The organism is Escherichia sp. E13S3 (genome assembly GCF_004212325.1).
Lineage (GTDB): Bacteria > Pseudomonadota > Gammaproteobacteria > Enterobacterales > Enterobacteriaceae > Escherichia.
In genome coordinates, this window is the sequence record NZ_RHJR01000007.1 from 395,788 (window position 1) to 417,846 (window position 22,059).

At 49.8% G+C, this 22,059-nt stretch carries 20 protein-coding genes and 1 pseudogene; 7 read left to right on the top strand and 14 right to left on the bottom strand.

Features of this window, described 5'->3' with window-relative positions; genetic code table 11:
* Positions 1 to 10: 10 nt before the first annotated feature.
* From sucA to sdhC, 5 genes are all read right to left on the bottom strand, one after another.
* Positions 11 to 2,812, bottom strand: coding sequence for a 2-oxoglutarate dehydrogenase E1 component (sucA, locus tag D9597_RS09880; protein WP_001181473.1), 2,802 nt, complete (start codon positions 2,810 to 2,812; stop codon positions 11 to 13).
* 311 nt (positions 2,813 to 3,123) lie between these two features.
* A complete protein-coding gene (sdhB, locus tag D9597_RS09885; protein WP_064528883.1) occupies positions 3,124 to 3,840 on the bottom strand; it encodes a succinate dehydrogenase iron-sulfur subunit SdhB in 717 nt (238 codons plus the stop codon).
* Between the two features lie 15 nt (positions 3,841 to 3,855).
* The gene (gene sdhA / locus D9597_RS09890) at positions 3,856 to 5,622 is read right to left on the bottom strand and encodes a succinate dehydrogenase flavoprotein subunit (protein ID WP_130222244.1); all 1,767 of its coding nucleotides are present in this window, start codon (positions 5,620 to 5,622) and stop codon (positions 3,856 to 3,858) included.
* Positions 5,622 to 5,969 carry a succinate dehydrogenase membrane anchor subunit gene (gene sdhD, locus D9597_RS09895; protein ID WP_130222245.1) on the bottom strand — a complete coding sequence of 116 codons (348 nt, stop codon included), beginning with the start codon at positions 5,967 to 5,969 and terminating at the stop codon, positions 5,622 to 5,624. The genes sdhA and sdhD overlap by 1 nt, the downstream gene beginning before the upstream one ends.
* Entirely contained in the window at positions 5,963 to 6,367 is a 405-nt protein-coding gene (gene sdhC, locus D9597_RS09900) for a succinate dehydrogenase cytochrome b556 subunit (protein WP_165383541.1), read from the bottom strand. The genes sdhD and sdhC overlap by 7 nt, the downstream gene beginning before the upstream one ends.
* 380 nt (positions 6,368 to 6,747) lie before the next feature.
* Between sdhC and D9597_RS09905 the strand changes: the two genes are divergently transcribed.
* The 6 genes from D9597_RS09905 (at position 6,748) to D9597_RS09930 (ending at position 13,666) form a co-directional block, all read left to right on the top strand.
* Positions 6,748 to 6,855 carry a hypothetical protein gene (locus tag D9597_RS09905; RefSeq protein WP_130222246.1) on the top strand — a complete coding sequence of 36 codons (108 nt, stop codon included), beginning with the start codon at positions 6,748 to 6,750 and terminating at the stop codon, positions 6,853 to 6,855.
* Between the two features lie 204 nt (positions 6,856 to 7,059).
* A complete protein-coding gene (gene gltA, locus D9597_RS09910; protein WP_130214984.1) occupies positions 7,060 to 8,343 on the top strand; it encodes a citrate synthase in 1,284 nt (427 codons plus the stop codon).
* Between the two features lie 389 nt (positions 8,344 to 8,732).
* Positions 8,733 to 9,299 carry a fimbrial protein gene (locus tag D9597_RS09915; protein WP_130214986.1) on the top strand — a complete coding sequence of 189 codons (567 nt, stop codon included), beginning with the start codon at positions 8,733 to 8,735 and terminating at the stop codon, positions 9,297 to 9,299.
* A gap of 100 nt (positions 9,300 to 9,399) precedes the next feature.
* Entirely contained in the window at positions 9,400 to 11,859 is a 2,460-nt protein-coding gene (locus D9597_RS09920) for a fimbria/pilus outer membrane usher protein (RefSeq protein WP_165383542.1), read from the top strand.
* A 14-nt stretch (positions 11,860 to 11,873) separates the two neighbouring features.
* Positions 11,874 to 12,608: a molecular chaperone gene (locus D9597_RS09925; RefSeq protein ID WP_130222248.1), complete on the top strand. Its 735-nt coding sequence runs from the start codon at positions 11,874 to 11,876 to the stop codon at positions 12,606 to 12,608.
* Positions 12,605 to 13,666, top strand: coding sequence for a fimbrial protein (locus D9597_RS09930; protein ID WP_130214992.1), 1,062 nt, complete (start codon positions 12,605 to 12,607; stop codon positions 13,664 to 13,666). Before D9597_RS09925 ends, D9597_RS09930 begins: the two co-directional genes overlap by 4 nt.
* Positions 13,667 to 13,891: 225 nt before the next feature.
* On the opposite strand, the gene D9597_RS09935 is transcribed toward D9597_RS09930, so the two are convergent.
* From D9597_RS09935 to D9597_RS09970, 8 genes are read right to left on the bottom strand one after another with little or no spacing between them, the layout of a single operon-like run.
* Positions 13,892 to 15,202, bottom strand: a complete 1,311-nt coding sequence (locus tag D9597_RS09935) for a TRAP transporter large permease (protein ID WP_130222249.1) — start codon at positions 15,200 to 15,202, stop codon at positions 13,892 to 13,894.
* Complete coding sequence (locus tag D9597_RS09940; RefSeq protein WP_130222250.1) at positions 15,202 to 15,663, bottom strand: TRAP transporter small permease; 462 nt, start codon at positions 15,661 to 15,663, stop codon at positions 15,202 to 15,204. The genes D9597_RS09935 and D9597_RS09940 overlap by 1 nt, the downstream gene beginning before the upstream one ends.
* Positions 15,664 to 15,722: 59 nt before the next feature.
* Positions 15,723 to 16,691, bottom strand: a complete 969-nt coding sequence (locus D9597_RS09945; protein ID WP_130222251.1) for a C4-dicarboxylate TRAP transporter substrate-binding protein — start codon at positions 16,689 to 16,691, stop codon at positions 15,723 to 15,725.
* 27 nt (positions 16,692 to 16,718) lie between these two features.
* Positions 16,719 to 17,915, bottom strand: a complete 1,197-nt coding sequence (locus D9597_RS09950) for a UxaA family hydrolase (protein ID WP_130222252.1) — start codon at positions 17,913 to 17,915, stop codon at positions 16,719 to 16,721.
* The gene (locus D9597_RS09955) at positions 17,915 to 18,226 is read right to left on the bottom strand and encodes a UxaA family hydrolase (RefSeq protein ID WP_130215002.1); all 312 of its coding nucleotides are present in this window, start codon (positions 18,224 to 18,226) and stop codon (positions 17,915 to 17,917) included. Before D9597_RS09955 ends, D9597_RS09950 begins: the two co-directional genes overlap by 1 nt.
* A 14-nt stretch (positions 18,227 to 18,240) precedes the next feature.
* On the bottom strand, positions 18,241 to 18,996 hold the full coding sequence (locus D9597_RS09960) for an SDR family NAD(P)-dependent oxidoreductase (RefSeq protein WP_130222253.1): 756 nt from the start codon (positions 18,994 to 18,996) through the stop codon (positions 18,241 to 18,243).
* 11 nt (positions 18,997 to 19,007) lie between these two features.
* Positions 19,008 to 20,021, bottom strand: coding sequence for a zinc-binding alcohol dehydrogenase family protein (locus D9597_RS09965; RefSeq protein ID WP_000646084.1), 1,014 nt, complete (start codon positions 20,019 to 20,021; stop codon positions 19,008 to 19,010).
* A 12-nt stretch (positions 20,022 to 20,033) separates the two neighbouring features.
* Complete coding sequence (locus D9597_RS09970; protein WP_033546392.1) at positions 20,034 to 20,720, bottom strand: RraA family protein; 687 nt, start codon at positions 20,718 to 20,720, stop codon at positions 20,034 to 20,036.
* Positions 20,721 to 20,982: 262 nt separating this feature from the next.
* On the opposite strand from D9597_RS09970, the gene D9597_RS09975 reads away from it, so the two are divergent.
* Entirely contained in the window at positions 20,983 to 21,696 is a 714-nt protein-coding gene (locus D9597_RS09975) for a FadR/GntR family transcriptional regulator (RefSeq protein ID WP_130209844.1), read from the top strand.
* Between the two features lie 39 nt (positions 21,697 to 21,735).
* On the opposite strand, the pseudogene D9597_RS09980 reads toward D9597_RS09975, so the two are convergent.
* A pseudogene (locus D9597_RS09980) lies at positions 21,736 to 21,996 on the bottom strand (transposase); the annotation flags it as partial.
* Positions 21,997 to 22,059 lie beyond the last annotated feature (63 nt).

A 22,059-nucleotide genomic window follows, 5' to 3' on the forward strand; every position in this document is an offset into this window, starting at 1 on the left:
TATCCTTTATTTATTCGACGTTCAGCGCGTCATTAACCAGATCTTGTTGCTGTTTCTGGTGAACGGACATATACCCTACCGCCGGAGAGGCGGAGGCCGGGCGGCCTGCATAACGCAGAGAAGCCCCAAACGGAATCACTTCACGGAAATGATGCTGGCTGCAGTACCATGCGCCCTGGTTGAGCGGCTCTTCCTGGCACCAGACAAAATCCTTGACGTGAGCAAACTGCTGCAACACTTCCTGCATCGCTTTATGCGGGAACGGGTAGAGTTGCTCGATACGCACAATGGCGACATCGTGTTGATTGTTCTTACGACGCTGTTCCAGCAGGTCGTAATAAACCTTACCAGAACACATCACTACGCGCTTCACGCCCTTCGGATCAAGCTCGTCGATTTCACCGATGGCGGGCAGGAAGGTGCCGTTCGCCAGTTCTTCGAGGCTGGAAACCGCCAGCGGATGACGCAGCAGGGATTTCGGCGACATCACGACCAGCGGACGACGCATCCCGCGCAGCGCCTGACGACGCAGCATGTGGTAAACCTGTGCCGGGGTAGACGGTACGCAAACCTGCATGTTTTGCTCAGCACAAAGTTGCAGATAACGTTCCAGACGCGCGGAGGAGTGCTCCGGCCCCTGCCCTTCGTAACCGTGCGGCAGCAACATCACCAGGCCACACATCCGGCCCCATTTCTGTTCGCCAGAGGAGATGAACTGGTCGATAACCACCTGTGCGCCGTTGGCGAAGTCACCGAACTGCGCTTCCCAGATGGTCAGGGTGCGTGGTTCTGCGGTGGCATAACCGTATTCAAACGCCAGCACTGCTTCTTCAGACAGTACGGAGTCCCAGACACGGAACGCGCCCTGGCCGTTATGGATATGTTGCAGCGGCGTGTAAGTGGAACCGTTAGACTGGTTATGGATCACCGCGTGGCGGTGGAAGAACGTACCGCGACCGGAGTCTTCACCAGACAGACGAACCGGAATGCCTTCGTCAACCAGCGTGGCGTAAGCGAGGTTTTCCGCACCGCCCCAGTCGAACAGTTTCTCACCGGCAGCCATCGCCTGGCGATCGCCATAAATCTTGGCAACGCGAGACTGCATTTCAACCGCTTCCGGCACCGTACTGATGCGTTTAGCCAGTTCCTGCAGGCGCTTCATCTCAACTTTGTTCGGGTACTCTTCGTCCCATTCGTGGTTGAGGTACGGCGACCAGGTGAAAGAGTGCATGTTCATCGGACGCCACTCTGCTACAACGCAATCGCCAGCATCCAGCGCATCGCGGTACAGGTTAACCATCTCGGTGGCATCTTCCAGCGTCGCGACTTTTTCCTGCTCCAGCTTGTCAGCGTAGATTTTGCGCGGCGTTGGATGTTTTTTGATTTTCTGATACATCAGCGGCTGGGTTGCGCTCGGCTCGTCGGCTTCGTTGTGGCCGTGACGGCGGTAGCATACCAGGTCGATGAAGACATCACGTTTAAAGGTGTTACGGAAATCGAGCGCCAGACGGGTCACAAAGGCAACGGCTTCCGGATCGTCCGCGTTAACGTGGAAAATCGGTGCCTGAACCATCTTACCGATATCAGTACAGTACGGCGTCGAACGAGCATCCAGCGGGTTAGAGGTGGTGAAGCCAACCTGGTTGTTGATAACGATACGTACCGTACCGCCAACTTCATAACCACGCGCTTTCGACATGTTCAGGGTTTCCTGAACCACGCCCTGCCCGGTTACTGCGGCGTCACCATGAATGGTGATTGGCAGCACTTTGTTGCTGCTCGGCTCATCAAGTCTGTCCAGACGAGCGCGAACAGAACCGATAACTACCGGGCTTACAATCTCAAGGTGAGACGGGTTAAACGCCAGCGCCAGGTGCACCAGGCCGCCATCGGTCTGGAAGTCAGACGAGAAGCCCATGTGGTATTTCACGTCGCCTGTGCCGAGGTGTTCTTTATGTTTACCGGCAAACTCGTCGAACAAGTCTTGCGGTTTTTTACCCAGCACGTTTACCAGCACGTTCAGACGACCACGGTGCGCCATCCCGAGAACCACTTCGCGGGTGCCGCTGTTGCCCGCGTGGCGGATCATCTCTTTAAGCATCGGGATTAACGCGTCACCGCCTTCCAGCGAGAAGCGTTTTGCGCCAGGGAATTTTGCACCGAGGTAACGTTCAAGGCCTTCAGCGGCGGTCAGTTCGCTTAAGAAGCGTTTTTTCTCTTCGCTATTGAAAGTCGCGCGACCAGACTCGATACGCTGTTGGATCCAGCGTTTTTCTTCGGTGCTGGTAATGTGCATATACTCGGCGCCAATCGGGCCGCAGTAGGTTTGCTTGAGAGCTTCCAGCAACTCGCCGAGTTTCATGGTTTCTTTGCCGCTGGCAAATGAACCGACGTTGAAGGTCTCCTGGAAGTCTGCTTCGGTCAGATCGTGGAAAGACGGATCCAGATCGGCCACTTTATCTTGCTGCCACAGTCCCAGCGGATCGAGATTCGCATGCTGGTGACCACGGAAGCGGTATGCGTTAATGAGCTGCAGGACTTTAACCTGCTTCACATTGGTGTCAGGGTCGGAGATCGTTGAAGAGTAACGTGAAGCGTCTTTCGCCAGGCGGCGGAAATATTCACGCGTTTGAGAGTGGAATTGATCCGGTTTGACTCCCGTACCAGGTAACTGCTGGAACGTCGAACGCCAGTTAGCGTCAACCGAGTCAGGATCGGTTAAGAAGTCTTCATAGAGCTGTTCTATCCAGCTCTGGTTTGCGCCAGAGAGGTAAGAAGAGTCCAACCAGGCTTTCAAAGCGCTGTTCTGCATCGTGATCCCTTAAGCATCTTTTTTATGCTTACTTCGCCGTGGATACTACCACGCACATTTCATATCAGATGTGCGTGCCGGGGTTCACTTGTTGCGGACTTGTCGTGTTTTCTGCGTCCGCTAAGGAACCTTTAAAAACTGTCTTAGTGTCAGGGGCAGTTTTTAAAGATTTCCTGCATTTCTTTGTTACGCCTGATGCACTGCGCTTATCAGGCCTACGGGTAATGATTTGTAGGCCGGATAAGGCGTTCACGCCGCATCCGGCTCTGGTTGCCTGATGCGACGCTTGCGCGTCTTATCAGGCCCGGGGTTTATGCATTACGTTGCAACAACATCGACTTGATATGGCCGATGGCGCGCGTCGGGTTCAGCCCTTTCGGACATACACTGACGCAGTTCATGATGCTGTGACAGCGGAATACACTGAATGCATCACTCAAACCGTCGAGGCGCTCGTCAGTCTCGGTATCACGGCTATCGATCAGGAAACGATATGCCGCTAACAAGCCTGCCGGGCCGATAAACTTATCGGGATTCCACCAGAAAGACGGACAAGAGGTTGAACAACATGCGCAGAGAATACATTCATACAGCCCGTCGAGTTTTTCGCGCTGCTCTGGCATCTGTAAATGCTCACGAGCTGGCGGATTTTGCCCATTATTCAACAGGTAAGGTTTGATTTTCTCATATTGCGCATAGAATTGTCCCATGTCTACCACCAAATCGCGGACAACCGGTAAACCAGGTAACGGGCGAATTACAATTTTCTTACCCGGCTGGTTGAGTGCCGAAATTGGGGTAATACAGGCCAGACCATTCTTACCGTTCATGTTCAGACCGTCGGAACCACATACCCCTTCACGACAGGAGCGACGGAACGACAGGCTGGGATCTTTCTCTTTCAACTGGATAAGCGCATCCAGCAGCATCATGTCGCGACCTTCATCCGCTTCCAGGGTGTAATCCTGCATACGCGGAGCATCATCAACATCCGGGTTATAGCGATAAATTGAAAACTCGAGTCTCATTTTCCTGTCTCCGCATTAGTAAGTACGAATCTTCGGCGGGAATGCCGGGCGCAGTTTCGGTTCCATGTTGACGCTTCGGCGCGTCATGGATTCCGACTCTGGCAGATACAGGGAGTGGCACAGCCAGTTTTCATCATCGCGATCCGGGAAGTCGAAGCGGCTATGCGCGCCACGGCTTTCGGTACGGAAGTTGGCAGAAACAGCCGTTGCATACGCCGTTTCCATCAGGTTATCCAATTCCAGGCACTCAACGCGCTGGGTGTTGAACTCACTTGAAGTGTCATCCAGACGGGCATTTTTCAGACGCTCGCGGATCACTTTCAACTGCTCAAGCCCTTTCGCCATCGCATCACCTTCACGGAAGACCGAGAAGTTATGCTGCATACATTCTTGCAGTGCTTTACGAATCGCCACCGGATCTTCACCGTTACGGTTGTTGTTCCAGCGGTTCAGACGATCGAGAGAAGCTTCAACATCAGACTCGCTGGCATCGCGCAGTGCGCCCTGCTCGGCGATAGACTCTTGCAGATGCAGGCCAGCCGCACGACCAAATACCACCAGGTCCAGCAGCGAGTTGCCGCCCAGACGGTTTGCGCCGTGTACGGATACGCAGGCAATTTCACCTACCGCGAACAGCCCAGGGATCACCACATCTTCGCCTTTCTCGTTCACGGTCAGCGCCTGACCGGTCACTTTGGTCGGAATACCGCCCATCATGTAGTGACAGGTTGGGATTACCGGAATCGGCTCTTTCACCGGATCAACGTGAGCGAAGGTGCGGGAGAGTTCAAGGATGCCCGGCAGACGGGATTCAAGAACTTCTTTACCCAGGTGGTCGAGTTTCAGTTTTGCGTGTGGCCCCCACGGACCATCACAACCGCGACCTTCACGGATTTCGATCATGATGGAACGCGCCACCACGTCACGGCCCGCCAGGTCTTTGGCGTTCGGCGCATAACGCTCCATAAAGCGTTCGCCATGTTTGTTCAGCAGATAACCGCCTTCACCACGGCAACCTTCGGTGACCAGTACGCCCGCACCGGCAATACCGGTCGGGTGGAACTGCCACATTTCCATATCCTGTACCGGTACGCCTGCACGGATAGCCATGCCGACACCGTCGCCAGTGTTAATGTGGGCGTTGGTGGTGGACTGATAAATACGCCCTGCCCCGCCAGTCGCCAGCACAGTCGCGCGAGCTTTGAAGTAAACCACTTCACCGGTTTCGATGCACAGTGCGGTACAACCGACCACCGCGCCATCGGCGTTTTTCACCAGATCCAGCGCGTACCATTCGGAGAAAATAGTGGTGTGGTTTTTCAGGTTCTGCTGATAAAGCGTGTGCAGCAGTGCGTGACCGGTACGGTCAGCAGCCGCCGCAGTACGTGCCGCCTGCTCGCCGCCGAAGTTTTTCGACTGGCCGCCAAACGGACGTTGATAGATACGACCATCATCAAGACGCGAGAACGGCAGGCCCATGTGTTCCAGCTCCAGAATCGCTTCCGGCCCGGTTTTACACATATATTCAATCGCGTCCTGGTCACCGATATAGTCCGACCCTTTTACGGTGTCGTACATATGCCATTCCCAGTTATCTTCATGGGTGTTACCCAGCGCAACGGTAATACCGCCCTGCGCAGACACGGTATGGGAACGGGTCGGGAAAACTTTAGATAGCAGCGCACAGGTCTGGCCGCTCTGGGAAATTTGTAGCGCCGCGCGCATACCTGCGCCTCCGGCACCAATCACAACTGCATCAAATTCTCTGACTGGCAATTTCATCACACACCCCACACCACAACGAATCCATAAATCACGTAAACCACCAGTGCAACGACAATCACCAGTTGCAGAATCAGGCGCACGGCCAATGGTTTAACGTAGTCGGTCAACACCTGCCACATGCCGATCCAGGCATGGATCAAAATGGAAAACAGTGCCAGCAGAGTGAAGACTTTAGTGAACGCAGAGGCAAAGAAACCACTCCAGACGTCATATGTCAGTTCGCCACTGATAGCAAAAAAACCGACCATATAAATGATGTAAAGCGTCAGGACGAGAGCAGTAGCGCGAACGAGGATGAAATCATGTACGCCATTGCGTCCTAATGCGGAAGCGTTGCTTACCATACGAGGACTCCTGCAAGAATTGAAAGCACGATAGTAATGACAAAAGAGACTTTGGCAGAGCGTTTACCCGCTTCGAATGTTTCTTCCAGATAGCCAAAATCCATCATCATGTGGCGAATACCTACGACGACGTGATATGCCAGAGCGGTAAGGATGCCCCACATGATAAATTTCACGAAGAAGCTGCCCATAATGGCGGAAGCTTGCTCGAAACCTTCAGGGGAAGAGAGGCTGGTACCCAGAAGCCACAGCAGGATGCCCACTGCAACAAACGTAATCACACCGGAAACGCGATGAAGAATGGACGCTATCGCCGTGATGGGGAACCGGATGGTCTGTAGGTCCAGATTAACAGGTCTTTGTTTTTTCACATTTCTTATCATGAATAACGCCCACATGCTGTTCTTATTATTCCCTGGGGACTACGGGTACAGAGGATAACTTTCTGTTACCTGGAGACGTCGGGATTTCCTTCCTCCGGTCTGCTTGCGGGTCAGACAGCGTCCTTTCTATAACTGCGCGTCATGCAAAACACTGCTTCCAGATGCGAAAACGACACGTTACAACGCTGGGTGGCTCGGGATTGCAGGGTGTTCCGGAGACCTGGCGGCAGTATAGGCTGTTCACAAAATCATTACAATTAACCTACATATAGTTTGTCTGGTTTTATCCGGAACAGTGATCTGGGTCACGATAACAACATTTATTTAATTTTTAACCATCACATTTGACAATCATTCAACAAAGTTGTTACAAACATTACCAGGAAAAGCATATAATGCGTAAAAGTTATGGGGTCACTATTTCACCTGAGATTAACTTATGTAACAGTGTGGAAGTATTGACCAATCCATTCGAGACAGTTATTAGTGATAGACAGGTTTAATAATTCGGATTGCTAAGTGCTTGATTCGCCGTTTATTCGTCATCAATGAATTCTTTACCTGCAAGCGCCCAGAGCTCTGTACCCAGGTTTCCTCTCTCCCACAGAGCGGCGAGCCAAATAACAAACGGGTAAAGCCAGGTTGATGTGCGAAGGCAAATTTAAGTTCCGGCAGTCTTATGCAATAAGGCGCTAAGGAGACCTTAAATGGCTGATACAAAAGCAAAACTCACCCTCAATGGGAACACAGCTGTTGAACTGGATGTGCTGAAAGGCACGCTAGGTCAAGATGTTATCGATATCCGTACGCTTGGTTCAAAAGGCGTATTCACCTTTGACCCTGGTTTCACTTCAACAGCATCCTGCGAATCTAAAATTACTTTTATTGATGGTGATGAAGGTATTTTGCTGCATCGTGGCTTCCCGATCGATCAGCTGGCAACCGATTCTAACTACCTGGAAGTTTGCTACATCCTGTTGAATGGTGAAAAACCAACCCAGGAACAGTATGACGAATTCAAAACTACAGTAACTCGTCATACCATGATCCACGAACAGATCACCCGTCTGTTCCACGCTTTCCGTCGTGACTCGCATCCGATGGCGGTCATGTGCGGTATTACCGGTGCGCTGGCGGCGTTTTATCATGACTCTCTGGACGTCAATAACCCGCGCCATCGTGAAATCGCCGCGTTCCGCCTGTTGTCGAAAATGCCGACCATGGCAGCAATGTGCTACAAATATTCCATCGGGCAGCCATTTGTTTACCCGCGTAATGACCTCTCCTACGCCGGTAACTTCCTGCATATGATGTTCTCCACGCCGTGCGAACCGTATGAAGTCAATCCAATTCTGGAACGTGCTATGGACCGCATTCTGATCCTGCACGCTGACCACGAACAGAACGCCTCTACTTCTACCGTACGTACCGCAGGTTCTTCGGGCGCGAACCCGTTTGCCTGTATCGCAGCAGGTATTGCCTCTCTGTGGGGACCAGCACACGGCGGCGCCAACGAAGCTGCACTGAAAATGCTGGAAGAAATCAGCTCGGTTAAACACATTCCGGAATTTGTTCGTCGTGCGAAAGACAAAAATGACTCTTTCCGTCTGATGGGCTTCGGTCACCGTGTGTACAAAAACTACGACCCGCGCGCCACTGTCATGCGTGAAACCTGCCATGAAGTGCTGAAAGAGCTGGGTACCAAAGATGACCTGCTGGAAGTGGCCATGGAGCTGGAAAACATCGCTCTGAACGACCCGTACTTTATCGAGAAGAAACTGTACCCGAACGTCGATTTCTACTCGGGTATCATCCTGAAAGCGATGGGTATTCCGTCTTCCATGTTCACGGTCATCTTTGCGATGGCACGTACCGTTGGCTGGATTGCTCACTGGAGCGAAATGCACAGCGAAGGAATGAAAATTGCCCGTCCGCGTCAGCTTTACACTGGTTACGAAAAACGCGACTTTAAAAGCGATATCAAGCGTTAACCATTGATTGCCTGACAGTAAATCCTTCTAACCCGTCTTTTCTATGGCGGGTTATTTTTATTTGCCTAAACACAAAAAATTGTAAAGATAAAATCCATTATCGGACCAACATAGATATTGTAAAAAAAATAACACTACTCATTTTATGAGCAATTTAATGATTTTTTATTACCCCTTCCAGACAGCAACATTTTTAACTTCATGAAAATGAGGGAAATCTCTAATAAACCCGCATCCTTTTCATTAAAAAATTAATTCACCACATCAATTAATTAGCCTTGTATTTAATACAGTTAACAATGTTTTTAAATAAAACTAAAAACATTTGATATTCAAGTAAGTTATTCTGGTATCGCTATACTTTTTCTATTTCCTCTAAGGACTCCGTTATGTTTAAAGGACAAAAAACACTGGCGGCGCTGGCCGTATCTCTGTTAATTTCAGCCCCTGTTTATGCTGCAAATGAAGGCTCTGGTGAAATTCACTTTAAAGGTGAAGTTATTGAAGCACCTTGTGAAATTAAGCAAGAAGACATTGATAAACAAGTAAATCTTGGTGAGGTGACCAAGAACCGCATCAACCAGGATCATCACAGTGCATTAACGCCTGTCGATATTCATTTAGTTAACTGTGACCTGCCAAGTTCCGATAACGGTTCAGGTACCGCAGTATCAAAAGTCTCGGTAACCTTTGACAGTTCAGCGAAAACAATGGGAGCCTCCCCGATGCTCAGTAACACCAGTGCTGGTGAGGCCACAGGTGTTGGCGTGCGCTTAATGAACAAAGACCAGTCCAACATCACTCTGGGTTCAGAAAGTCCAGATATTGGGCTGGAACCAACAGCCACAGAACAAACTCTGAACTTCTTCGCCTGGATGGAGCAGATTGATAACGGTATTCCCGTGACGGCGGGTGAAGTCACTGCCAACGCGACCTATGTGCTGGATTATAAATAATCACCGCGTCGTCATTGATTAATCTGTACATATGACAGCGTGTGTGGTTATACGTATTACGGCGGCAAGTTAGCCGCCTTTCTTCAAATATTTATCAGGTATGGATGCCGTGAATATTTACCGACTTTCTGTTTTATCCTGCCTGACGATGGCTATCCCCTCTGCATTGGCAGTGGAGTTTAACCTTAACGTCCTTGATAAATCGATGCGCGATAGCGTTGATATTTCTCTGCTCAATGAAAAAGGCGCTATCGTTCCCGGTGATTATTTTGTTAGCGTCGTTGTTAATAATATTCAAATCAGCAGCGGGCAAACTATTCGCTGGCAAAAAGCCAACGACAAAACAATTCCTTGTATCAATGATTCCCTGTTGAGTAAATTTGGCCTTAAAGAAAAAATCCGCCAGACATTGCCGCAGGTTAATCAGTGTTTTGATTTTAGCAGCCTGCCGGAAATCAACTTTACGTTTGATCAGACCAACCAACAACTTAACATCACGATTCCACAAGCCTGGCTGGCATGGCATTCCGACAACTGGGCGCCGCCTGAAACATGGGATGCCGGAGTTTCGGGTATCTTGCTGGACTACAACCTGTTTGCCAGCACTTATCGCCCGCAGGAAGGGAGCAGTAATACCAATCTGAATGCTTACGGTACAACGGGTATTAACGCCGGAGCATGGCGGTTGCGTAGCGATTACCAGCTCAACCAATCCGACAATGGTGATGTGCACGATCGATCCGGGGCTATTTCCCGAACCTATCTGTTTCGCCCGCTACCACAAATAAGCTCCAGATTAACCCTTGGCGAAACCGATCTCAGCTCCAATATTTTTGACGGTTTTTCGTATACCGGTGCAGCCCTGACCAGCGATGACCGAATGCTTCCCTGGGAATTACGCGGATACGCACCGCAAATTAGCGGCGTGGCGCAAACTAACGCCACCGTCACTATAAGTCATACCGGACGCGTCATTTATCAGAAAAAAGTCCCGCCTGGCCCGTTTATCATTGATGACCTGAATCAGTCAGTTCAAGGCACACTGGATGTCAAAGTGGCGGAGGAAGATGGTCGGGTCAATAATTTCCAGGTATCCGCAGCATCAACGCCTTTTCTGACCCGCCAGGGGCAGGTGCGTTATAAACTTGCAGCGGGTCGTCCGCGTCCTTCTTTGTCTCATAATACTGAAAACGAAACATTTTTAAGTAATGAAGTTTCCTGGGGGATGCTCTCCAATACTTCACTGTATGGCGGGTTGATTCTCGCAGGGGACGATTATCATTCTGGCGCGCTGGGTATCGGGCAAAATATGCTGTGGCTGGGGGCGCTCTCCTTCGACGTCACCTGGGCTAAAAGTCGTTTTGATAATCAACCGGACGAGAAAGGTTACAGTTATCGCTTCAACTACAGTAAACGGATAGATGCCACCGACAGTCTTCTTTCGATAGCGGCGTATCGTTTCTCCGATCGCCATTTCCATAGCTACGCCAATTATATCGATCATAAATACAATGACGCTGATGCTCAGGATGAAAAAAAGACAATCAGCCTTTCCGCCGGGCAACCCATTACACCGCTGAATCTCAACCTGTACGTCAACGTGTTGCGTCAAACCTGGTGGAATGCGGAGTCCTCCACAACCGCCAATATTACCGCTGGCTTTAACGTTGATATCGGTGACTGGAAAGATATTTCCGTCTCAACCTCATTTAACACCACACATTACGAAGACAAAGCTCGTGATAACCAGATTTACCTGTCCATTTCATTGCCTATTGGTGACGGTGGCCGCATTGGTTATGACATGCAGGACAGTAAAAATAGCACCTCGCACCGCATGTCGTGGAACGATACCCTGGATGACCGTAACAGTTGGGGAATATCGACCGGCCTGCAATCTGACCGACCTGGCAATGGCGCACAGGTTAGCGGCAATTATCAGCATCTTAGTTCTGCGGGCGAGTGGGATCTGTCTGGCACGTACGCCGCTAATGATTACAGCTCTGCCAGCACCAGCTGGAGTGGCTCCTTTACTGCTACACGCTTTGGCGCGGCGTTTCATCGCCGTAGCTCCACCAACGAACCTCGTCTTATGGTTAGTACAGACGGTGTAGCCGACATTCCGATTCAGGGTAATCTCGACTACACCAACCGCTTTGGCATTGCGGTCGTACCGTTTGTCTCCAGTTACCAACCCTCGACTGTCGTGGTCAATATGAACGACTTGCCCGACGGCGTCACGGTATCCGAAAACGTGGTCAAAGAAACCTGGACGGAAGGCGCGATCGGCTATAAAGCGCTGGCTTCACGTTCTGGAAAAGATATCAACGTCATCATCCGCGACTCCAGCGGCCATTTCCCGCCACTCGGCGCCGATATCCGGCAAGAAGGAAGCGGAATCAGCGTCGGAATGGTGGGGGAAGATGGTCACGCCTGGTTAAGTGGTGTGGGTGAAAGTCAGCGATTCACAATACTTTGGGGTGATAAACAGCGTTGTTTAATTCAGCTTCCTCAGCACCTGGAAGATATGAGTAAACGTCTGATTCTCCCCTGTCATTAATTAAGGAAAAGACAATGACAATTTTTAAAGGAATGCCCCTTATTCTGCTGATCGTGAGCTTATGCAGCAATGCCGCCTTACAGCCCGATCGCACTCGTATCGTGTTTAACGCCAATGATAAAGCGACCAGCCTGCGGATAGAAAATCGCAGCGATAAACTTCCCTATCTCGCATACTCATGGATAGAAAATGACAAAGGGGATAAAAGCGATGATTTCCTCGTAGCCTTGCCGCCAATCCAACGTCTGGAAGCGAAAGCGACATCGCAGGCGCGTATCGTCAAGCAATCTTCCACTAGCCAATTGCCGACCGATCGTGAGTCGCTGTTTTACTATAATCTGCGCGAGATCCCCCCTGCCCCGGAAAAAGCAACCGGTCATGCCATTCTTCAGGTTGCTATCCAGAGCCGTATAAAGTTGTTCTGGCGGCCCGCCGGATTACGCAAAAAATCGGGCGAGCATGTGGAATTACAGTTACAGGTCAGCCAGCAGAATAATCAGCTTACCCTGAAAAACCCGACCCCTTATTACCTGACCATCGCCTATCTTGGCCGCGATAAAAAAGGCATTCTGCCCGGCTTTAAAAGTACGCTCATAGCGCCTTTTGCTTCGGCAATCGCCAGTACGGGTAACTATAACGGCAACCAGTTTTATCTTGGCTATATGGATGACTATGGCGCGTTACGTATGACGACGCTCAACTGTCAGGGGCAATGCAAAATGCAGCGCGTGGTGGAGGATAAACAATGAGTATAAGCAAAGGACTGTTACTCATTGCCTGCTTGTTATTTCTGCCCTTAAAAAACGCGTTGGCGCTGGACTGTTATTTTGGCGCCTCAGGCGGCGCAGTGGAAAAATCAGAAACGATTATGCCATTCGCCGTCCCGGCTAACGCCAAACCGGGAGATAAAATCTGGGAATCCGATGATATTAAAATCCCCGTCTATTGTGATAACAATACCAACGGTGATTTCGAAAGTGAGCATGTATACGCGTGGGTAAACCCCTACCCCGGCATGCAGGATCGTTACTATCAGCTCGGTGTAACCTATAACGGCTCTGATTATGACGCCAGCCTCGGAAAAAGCCGTATCGATACTAACCAATGTATCGACAGTAAAAAAATTGACATGTATACGCCAGAGCAAATAATCGCAATGGGATGGCAAAATAAAATTTGCTCTGGTGATCCTGCAAATATCCGTAAATCGCGAACGTTCATGGCGCGTATGCGCCTGTACGTCAAACTACGCGAAATGCCGCCACACGATTATCAAAGCACCCTTAGCGATTACACTGTCGTACAATTTGATGGCGCTGGCAGCGTCAACGAAGATCCCTCGGCTAAAAACCTGAAATATCACATCTATGGGCTGGAAAATATTCGCGTTCTTGACTGCAGTGTCGACTTCGCCATTACCCCCAATAATCAGGTCATCGATTTTGGTAAATTTAACGTGCTGGATATTCGCCGTCACAATATGACAAAAACGTTCTCTATCAAAACGACCAAAACCCAAAATGCTGAGTGCACTGATGGCTTCAAAGTCAGTTCTTCGTTTTATACCGAAGAAACACTGGTGGAAGGCGATCAGGCGCTGCTCGTGGGTAATGGGCTACGACTGCGTGTGCTGGATGAAAACTCATCACCTTATACATTCAATAAATATTCTGAATACGCCGACTTTACCAGCGACATGCTGGTCTATGAAAAAACCTATACGGCAGAGCTGTCATCCATAAGCGGCACACCCATTGATCCCGGCCCCTTTGATACCGTGGTGCTGTTCAAAATTAACTACAACTAAATTCTATTCACGCGGATAGAACGTTGTGTGTATCACTGTCGTTATATTGTTATCAACGTTCTGGCCTTCTGGTCAGAACGTTTTCTAACCAGCATATACTCTAAATTATTTTAAAAAACACCCCATCGGTTGACCATAGAAAAAATAATGCAAAAGCCTCCTGGTAAAATACCCCCGAAAAAATCACGGGGGTCATACTCAATCAAAGGGTATTACATTTATTGTTCAAACCAGCAGTAAAGATATTGCCGGAATATAGGTAATGACCAACAGAAGTAAAATAAGACTGATCAGTAGTGGCACCGCTTCTCGCATAAATTGCCCGACAGAAACCTGTACGGTATTACACACCAGCAGCATCACCGTTCCGACAGGCGGTGATAACGTTCCTAACGATAAGTTGAGGATCATGATGATGCCAAAATGCACCGGATCAATGCCAAAATGCGCCACCACAGGTTTGAGCAACGGCACTAATATCAGCAGGATGGCGCTGCCTTCAAGGAACATGCCAAGCACCAGCAGCAATAGATTGATAATCAATAAAAAGACATATTTATTATCGGTCAGAGAAGTTACAAACTCCGCAACCGTGATACCTGCCCGCTCAAGGGAAAATATCCAGCCCAGCGCCGCACTCGCCATAATGATTAACATGACCGATGCCGTGGAACGCGCCGTCTCAGAGAGCGCAGTAAATACATGGCTGATTTTCAGTTCGCGATAAATGACAAAACCAATAAACATCACCAATAATACTGCTACGGCTCCGGCTTCCGTTGGCGTGAAGATATTTGCCCGAATGCCGCCGATAACCGCAACGATTAAAAACAGTGCTGGCCAGGCCTGCACCAGCGCCACTGACACTTCTTTCGGTTTTGGCCAGTGTTCGCTGGAAGGTTTTAAACCGCGACGAATAGCCACCAGCCATACAGTGACAATCAACATAGCGGAACACAGCAGACCGGGCAGGATCCCGGCCATAAACATGGAACCGATGGAGACATCCGCCACCAGTCCATACAGGATCAGCGCAATACCCGGTGGAATGATTGGTGTAATCAGCGAACCACAAGCCGTTATCGCCGCCGCAAAGCCACGGGAATAGCCTTTCTGTTCCATTTCCGGCACCATCATGCGCGATAACATCGCGGCATCCGCCAGGTTTGAGGCGCTGACGCCGCCCATCATGGTACTGACCAGAATATTAGCCCCACCCAGACCACCGCGCATTCTGCCAATCAACACGTTGGCAATTTGCAAAATACGTGCGGCAATACCGGTATAGCTCATTAACGTGCCTAATAAGATAAAAAATGGAATAGCTAACAGCGAAGGAGTTTGCGTCGTGGCAATCAAACGCTGAATTGCCACCATTAACGGTACGTTTGAATAGCAAAGGAAGTAGGTCAGAATGCCGCAAAACATCGCCAGCCATACCGGCATATTAATAAATAAACAGATGAACATCAGCGGAATGATCATCAGCCAGTTATCCAGCCAACTTCCCGCCAGTAATTCACTCAATGCGGTCATTATTCACCTTCCTTGTTGGGTGTTTTCTTGATCAGGTGTAAGGCAGTAAAACAGGCGATACCGATTGCACCAACCGTGACCGCAATATCGATCCAAAACCAGGATATTTTTAATATTTGCGTGGTTTTAAATGCTGTTCCGGCAGCTAATTTCCATGCTGACCAGGCCATCACAATCAGTAAAATAATAGATACCAGAGAGACAAATAACGTTAAAATACGTTGCCAGCGTGGTGTCAGCGCATCAGCTAAAAATGGAATCGACAAATGGGTATTATCTCGTTCAGCAACAACCGCACCAAACATGACTACCCAAATCATTAATAAACCGGAAACCTCTTCTGTCCACTGCAATGGCATATTAAAACAGTAACGCATTATTACCGCAGCAATGGTCATGATTACCAATATAAAGAGCGTTAATACTGCGGCAACTTCAATTACTTTCCCTAAAAGACGCATACACACCTCTGCTCTTAACGGTCGGTGCCGAAACACCGACCTGTCCTTGTGCCATGAAGTTATTTCAGCTGTTGCTGAATAGTGTCATATAACCCCGGGGTCCATTCCGGGAATTGTTGGTACACTTTTAAGGCTTTTTCTTTGAAAGGAGCCACGTCAGGATAGATAATTTCTACGCCCTGCTCCTGCATGGTTTTCAACATTGCTGCATCCTGCTCAGTGGTAATTTTCTGGCTATATAAACCAGCTTCATACGCTGTCTGGTGAATAATATCTAACTGCGCAGGTGTCAGGGTACTGAAAAACGCTTCTCCACCCAACCATAATGATGTATTGGTCAGATAGTTCACCATTGACAGATATTTCGCCTGCTCATGCAGTTTTTGCCCATACAGAACAGAAACCGGGTTTTCCACGCCGTCGATCATTCCCTGAGTCAGCGCCGGATAAACGTCTCCCAGCGGCATCGGTGTTGGCGTTGCGCCCATCGCTTCAATGGCCTTAATCTGCATGACGTTATTCGGTACGCGAATCTTCATTCCTTTCAGGTCTTCCGGTGTACGAATTGGTTTTTTAGCAATGATCTGCCGGGTACCGTACAGATAGTTGCTCATGACAATATGCACACCTTTTTCCCGCAGCTTTTGTTCTTTCTGTTTAAACCAGTCGCTGGCATAAATCGCAAACAGTTTCTGCGGATCGTCGGTTAAATAAGGCCCAAATAATATTCCCAGGTCTGCATCATAGTCAGTTAAAAAACCAACATCACTGATGGTGATAATATTCATCCCCATCAACGCTTGCTCTGTAATATCTTGTTTAGAACCTAACTGTGAACTTGGGTAAAGTTCGAAAACAATATCTCCATTGCTTTTTTTCTTCACAAGTTCTGCCCAGTGCTTCACTACTGTATCCGCTGGCTCGCCGGGGTTACTTTCATAGGCGATTTTGATAGTGACCGGTGCGGCATTCAGCATCGGACTTAATAAAGCGAAAAGAAATAAAAAGGGTGTCAGTAATTTTTTCATTATTATTACCTGTAAGAGCTTTATCGATTAACGGGGATCTGCCCGACAGACTGCACTTTTGCTGTAATCAAATGCTTTATACGTTAAAACAAATTCCTGATGTTCCAGTCGTTCTGCGGCACAATGCTGACCGTTGGCGACATGTTCTATCACCTGCAAAATATCGTCTGCAATATCGTCGAGCGTTGCGCCTTCGCTAATAACTCGTCCGGCATTTACGTCCATATCGTCAGATAAATGCTCCCACGTCTGTGGGTTATTACACACTTTAATAATGGGTGCGATCACTGAACCAATAACTGAACCGCGACCTGTGGTAAATAACACCATATGACAGCCAGAGGCGATAAGTTCCAGTGCTTCTGAGGAATCGTTAATATTCGGATAACCAAAACGAGGCTCACCATCAGGCACCACGTCCATCAACCAAAGCCCAGGAAAGGGCGTTTGTTGCGTCGGTAAAATAACGCCAGCAATCAGCGCATCGCCCGACTTGGTATAAGCCCCAAGGGATTTTTCTTCCTGAGTGGTTAAGCCGCCTTCAGCATTACCGTTAGAAAAACTCCCCAGCCCCATCAAACTGTAATAACGCTCTGCTTTTGTCATTGCCATTTCGATGGCATCACGTGCCTGCGGGCTACCCGCGCGCGACATCATATGCTGCTCACAGCCAAGCAACTCACCGCTTTCTTCAAAAATACAGGTAGCCCCTTTCTCCAGCAGTTGGTCAAAGGCGCGTCCTACTGCCGGATTACCCGTGATACCACTGGTGCCATCGGAACCACCGCAGATAGTACCAACCACCAGGTCGCTCCAGTTCAGAGTACAACGCGGTGCATCCGCAAGCTGTTCCAGCATTTCAGCGACCAACTGCTTACCCAGAGTAATGGTGTTGGTCGTGCCTTTATTTTCCTGAATGACCAGCGTATGGCACGGTCGCCCACTTTCTCGTACTTCTTGCTCCAGCCGACGGCGATCGAAATTCTCGCACCCCAGCGAAATAATCAGTACACCACCTACGTTGCTATGAGTCGCCAGATTTTTCACCAGCCGATAGCCGTAATCGCTGGGATAACAACCTGAAAAACCAAAATACTGCACATCGTGACAAGGAAATCCCTCGGCAATCTTTTTAGCAACATGGCTGGCACACTCCACCATAAAGATTACCTGCACAGTATTACGAATACCCGGTCGGCCATTTTGCCGTACATAACCTTCCATTATGCTTTTTCCTCTGGCTGATAGCCGGCATCATCATGGTGAAAAATGGCGATGGCATTGCTGGCAAGATTATGGGAATGCACATGTTCACCCATGGCAATATCGCGAGTGGCATGTCCGATAATGGCGCCGTATTTCAGAATCGAATCACCATTGTTCAGCGCTTCGCAGGCCAGTTTGTGACCCAGCGTGACGGAACTACAGGCCACCATTTCCCCCCCATCCCACCAGACAACATCGCCACTGGCGATGTCATTCAGCGCGACCACGCAGTTATCTCTGGCATGAAGCTTTAACGCACGTTTGCGCATAATTCCTCCGTACATCAGAAGCCGATTAATGCGCCGCCATCGACCACCAGCACCTGACCACTGACAAACGCCGCTGCGTCTGAAGCCAGATAAACCGCAGCCCAACCGATATCTTCCGGCTTGCCGAATTTTTTCATCGGTGTACGCCCCAGGATTTTGTTACGGCGTTCGTCATCACCCTCAATGGCCTTACGCAGCATCGGCGTATCAATCCAGCCAGGCGCAATACCATTGACGCGAATCCCGTGTCCGGCAAGCTCCGTGGTCATACCGCGAATCATGCCGAGATAGGCTGACTTCGCAGCGCTGTAGCCAGTAACCAGAGGCTGCCCAAGAAATGAGGTCATCGATGCAGTAAAAAGCACACAGCCTTTACCGCGTTGTTTCATATGCGGCACCAGCGCTTTGGTTAACGCAAATGCACCGACCACGTGAACGTCGAGCACTGACTCAAAATCACTGACGCTCATCTCTTCAATCGGTTTTTTGCAGTGATTGCCTGCGTTATTGACCAGGATATCGATAGCCCCGTGTTCGCTAACAAGCGCATCAACTTTTTCCTGCGCGGCTGCGGTATCCCCGACATCCATTTGTATCCAACTGGCCTGCGAACCTAATGTTCCGGCGGTCGCTTGCGCCAGTTCGCCGTTCAGGTCAGCAATAATGACCTTCGCCCCGCTGACTATCATGCATTTGGCCATTGCCAGCCCCAGTCCACTGGCCGCCCCTGTAATCAGCGCGGTTTTGTTATGTAAAGAAAAAGCATTCATGAAGTGTCTCCTTAAAGGTCAATGAGGATTTTGGTATACGCGCCGGGATCACTTGCCCAGTCGCTAAAAGCGTGATCAGCCTGTTCCAGCGGGTAGTGAGCACTCACAAGATTGCTGACCGGATAACGCCCGGACTCCATCAATGCCAGCACGGCCCGAAAATCTGCCACGGTGGCATTGCGCGAACCTCGGATATCCAGTTCTTTCATCAGGAACTGCGCACTCTGATAACTCACTGGCTGTTTGGCGTAACCGACATAAACCACACGACCGCTAAACGCCACCAACCCTGTAGCCTGTTCAATGGTTTGTTGATTACCCACCGCTTCAATCACCACTTCCGGGCCGCGACCGTCATTTAACAGCGCCAGTTCTGCCGCCACGTCACATTGCTGCGAATTAAGAAAACGTTGCGCACCGCACTCTTGGGCAATGTTCTGCTTGCGATCATCAATATCGATAGCAATTACGCGCGCGCCCATGGCGGATGCCGCGGCGATAGCGCCAAGGCCAATTACCCCACAACCGATAACTGCGACCCATTCACCCACGTTAATTTGCGCACGTCTGGCCGCATGTAGTCCCACGGCCAGCGGTTCTACCAGCGCTAACTCATCAACACTTAAGGCATTACAGACAATGACTTTATGTGCAGGCATCGTCAGTTGTTGCGCCATCCCACCCTGACGTTGCACACCGAGAGTTTGGTTGTTCTTACAGGCGTTAGGACGACCGCTCAGACAGGAGCTGCACACACCACACTCAGTGCAAGGCAGAACGACCACCCGGTCACCTGGCTTGATCGCACCCGCCATATCGCCAGTTGCCAGCACCGTGCCGCCAATTTCATGCCCCGGAATACAGGGATAATTAACCAGCGGATTCAGCCCCCGCCAGGTATTGAGGTCAGAGCCACACAGCCCGACACGCTCAACATTGATAAGCACTTCTCCTTTCCCGCAGACAGGTTCGGGGATATCAACAAATCGCGCCTGACTTCCCTGCTCTATTGTTAATGCCTTCATTCGTTGCTCTCCTTACATTACGCCGAAGGTTTCAAAGGCCTGTACCGTGCTCATGCCATCACTGATGGCTTTGCGCACTTCACTTTCAGTTGCCACTTTTTCCAGAGCCTGGGTAATAACTTCTTTCTCAACGACCTGGGGAATAATCAGTAATCCGTCACGATCGCCAAACACGATATCGCCCGGATTCACCCGCACACCGTGAAATTCAATGGGTACGCCGAAGTCGATGACCTTGCCGCGCGGACCTTGATCCTGTGCGTAAGTGCCATGACAAAAGGTGGGAAATTTAAGTTCAAGAATTTCAGCAGAGTCACGGGCGTAACCATCGAGTACCGCACCTGCGGCTTTCAGATGCATGGCTCGGGTAGACATCAACCCGCCCCACAACGCATAGCGCAGAGAGCTGCCCGTAGTGATGTAAACATCGTTCTCTTTGAGGGCATCCAGCGCTTCAAACATGATGCCAAACGGTTTTTCGCCAATCGCCGTCTTACCCGACGTCGATTTGGTTTCGTAAACGTCCGACTCCAGCACCGGCATTGCCCGGCCTGCCACCACCATATTCACATCCAGCGGCTTGATTGCCGGAGAAACAAACTGGTGCATATAGCCCAGCGTGTCGAGAATATCGCCAACCACGGCGGTAAATAGCCGGGTTTTCATCAACGCAAAAAGTTCGTTATCACTCTTCCACATCACATTTACCTATAAGCCTGTTTAACAGGTTTACAGGGTAAGGAGAAAAAGCGCACAATACTGCGAAGGGCGTCACGAAAAAATTGTGTATTTGCTATTTCTGCGTCACGCTTTGACGCAATATGTCTTTGATTCGCACTGCATGGCGGGCGCACAGGCGCAGTAGTCTATTGATAATCAAGGGTTCTGGAGGAAAATATGAAGGATACAGTCCCGGTATTCTGGATTTTACCGACCAGGAAAAAGTACAACAGGAGTAAAAATGAGTGAGAGTGCGTTATTGACCAGCGTAACGTTATCGTCACAGGTCAAAAATCATATTCTTAATCTGATCGCCGAACAAAAATTGACACCGGGGATGCCAGTTCCCAGTGAAGTTCAGTTGATTCAGAAATTGGGTGTCAGTCGGGGTATTGTGCGTGAGGCCTATCGTTCACTTGCCGCCCTGGGGATTCTGGAAACGCACAGCGGTAAAGTGCCACGAATCAAAAAATTTGATGATGAAGTGCTGCGCGTGGTATTTGGATTTGCCCTGGCGACCGAACAAGTGACAACAGAGCAAATTCTTCAAGTACGTCGCTGGCTGGAGTTGGGCGTTGTGGAAGCAGCTGCCCGTAATGGCGAAGAGGAAGATTTTGCTAACCTACGGGCTGAAATGGCAAAAATCCGCGAACAGTTTGATGATGTTGAAAGCTTTATCACCCATGATATCCGCTTCCATCAGTTACTCGCCGTTGCCTCAAAAAATCCGCTTTTTATGATGTTATTGCAGGCATTACATCAGCAGTTGCGGCAATCCATCCAGGAGGGGTTAAACGCCCAAAGCGATCAAAAAGAGTATGGCAATCACATCATCACACTACACCAGAAAATCTGCGACGCTGTGTGTGCCAGAGATGTCGAAACGGCGACTCAGGCCATGAAATCACACTTCGACAGCCCGGTCAGTGCACTGATCAATAATTCCTCGCCTTGACATCCTCCACGCCCTGAATGACGAGGATCCCTGCTACGTTCAGCCTGTCGCCTGAATCATTTCGGTGGGTTCCTGCTTCAACGAGCGGCCTGACTGCACCATCCCTCCACAGGCAAGAACGGCGTGCCCCGCCGCTAAAATGTTACGAGCGCCGTTTACATCGGCGTTCGCTGTATATCCACATACCTGGCATCTGAATTTGCTTTGTGACAGGCGATTTTCTTTCGCTGTATGACCACAGCACGCGCAACGCTGGCTTGTGTACGCTGGCGGAACAGCCAGTATCTGACCGCCACGCCAGCATCCAGTCCGACCATTGATACTGAAGGGTGAACAGGAGTGGATACTTCACTTTCAGTCTGA

Coding starts and splice junctions, on each gene's coding strand:
- sucA (WP_001181473.1), bottom strand. CDS start 2,812: ATGCAGAACAGCGCTTTGAAAGCCTGGTTGGACTCTTCTTACCTCTCT.
- sdhB (WP_064528883.1), bottom strand. CDS start 3,840: ATGAGACTCGAGTTTTCAATTTATCGCTATAACCCGGATGTTGATGAT.
- sdhA (WP_130222244.1), bottom strand. CDS start 5,622: ATGAAATTGCCAGTCAGAGAATTTGATGCAGTTGTGATTGGTGCCGGA.
- sdhD (WP_130222245.1), bottom strand. CDS start 5,969: ATGGTAAGCAACGCTTCCGCATTAGGACGCAATGGCGTACATGATTTC.
- sdhC (WP_165383541.1), bottom strand. CDS start 6,367: ATGTGGGCGTTATTCATGATAAGAAATGTGAAAAAACAAAGACCTGTT.
- D9597_RS09905 (WP_130222246.1), top strand. CDS start 6,748: ATGCGTAAAAGTTATGGGGTCACTATTTCACCTGAGATTAACTTATGT.
- gltA (WP_130214984.1), top strand. CDS start 7,060: ATGGCTGATACAAAAGCAAAACTCACCCTCAATGGGAACACAGCTGTT.
- D9597_RS09915 (WP_130214986.1), top strand. CDS start 8,733: ATGTTTAAAGGACAAAAAACACTGGCGGCGCTGGCCGTATCTCTGTTA.
- D9597_RS09920 (WP_165383542.1), top strand. CDS start 9,400: ATGGATGCCGTGAATATTTACCGACTTTCTGTTTTATCCTGCCTGACG.
- D9597_RS09925 (WP_130222248.1), top strand. CDS start 11,874: ATGACAATTTTTAAAGGAATGCCCCTTATTCTGCTGATCGTGAGCTTA.
- D9597_RS09930 (WP_130214992.1), top strand. CDS start 12,605: ATGAGTATAAGCAAAGGACTGTTACTCATTGCCTGCTTGTTATTTCTG.
- D9597_RS09935 (WP_130222249.1), bottom strand. CDS start 15,202: ATGACCGCATTGAGTGAATTACTGGCGGGAAGTTGGCTGGATAACTGG.
- D9597_RS09940 (WP_130222250.1), bottom strand. CDS start 15,663: ATGCGTCTTTTAGGGAAAGTAATTGAAGTTGCCGCAGTATTAACGCTC.
- D9597_RS09945 (WP_130222251.1), bottom strand. CDS start 16,691: ATGAAAAAATTACTGACACCCTTTTTATTTCTTTTCGCTTTATTAAGT.
- D9597_RS09950 (WP_130222252.1), bottom strand. CDS start 17,915: ATGGAAGGTTATGTACGGCAAAATGGCCGACCGGGTATTCGTAATACT.
- D9597_RS09955 (WP_130215002.1), bottom strand. CDS start 18,226: ATGCGCAAACGTGCGTTAAAGCTTCATGCCAGAGATAACTGCGTGGTC.
- D9597_RS09960 (WP_130222253.1), bottom strand. CDS start 18,996: ATGAATGCTTTTTCTTTACATAACAAAACCGCGCTGATTACAGGGGCG.
- D9597_RS09965 (WP_000646084.1), bottom strand. CDS start 20,021: ATGAAGGCATTAACAATAGAGCAGGGAAGTCAGGCGCGATTTGTTGAT.
- D9597_RS09970 (WP_033546392.1), bottom strand. CDS start 20,720: ATGTGGAAGAGTGATAACGAACTTTTTGCGTTGATGAAAACCCGGCTA.
- D9597_RS09975 (WP_130209844.1), top strand. CDS start 20,983: ATGAGTGAGAGTGCGTTATTGACCAGCGTAACGTTATCGTCACAGGTC.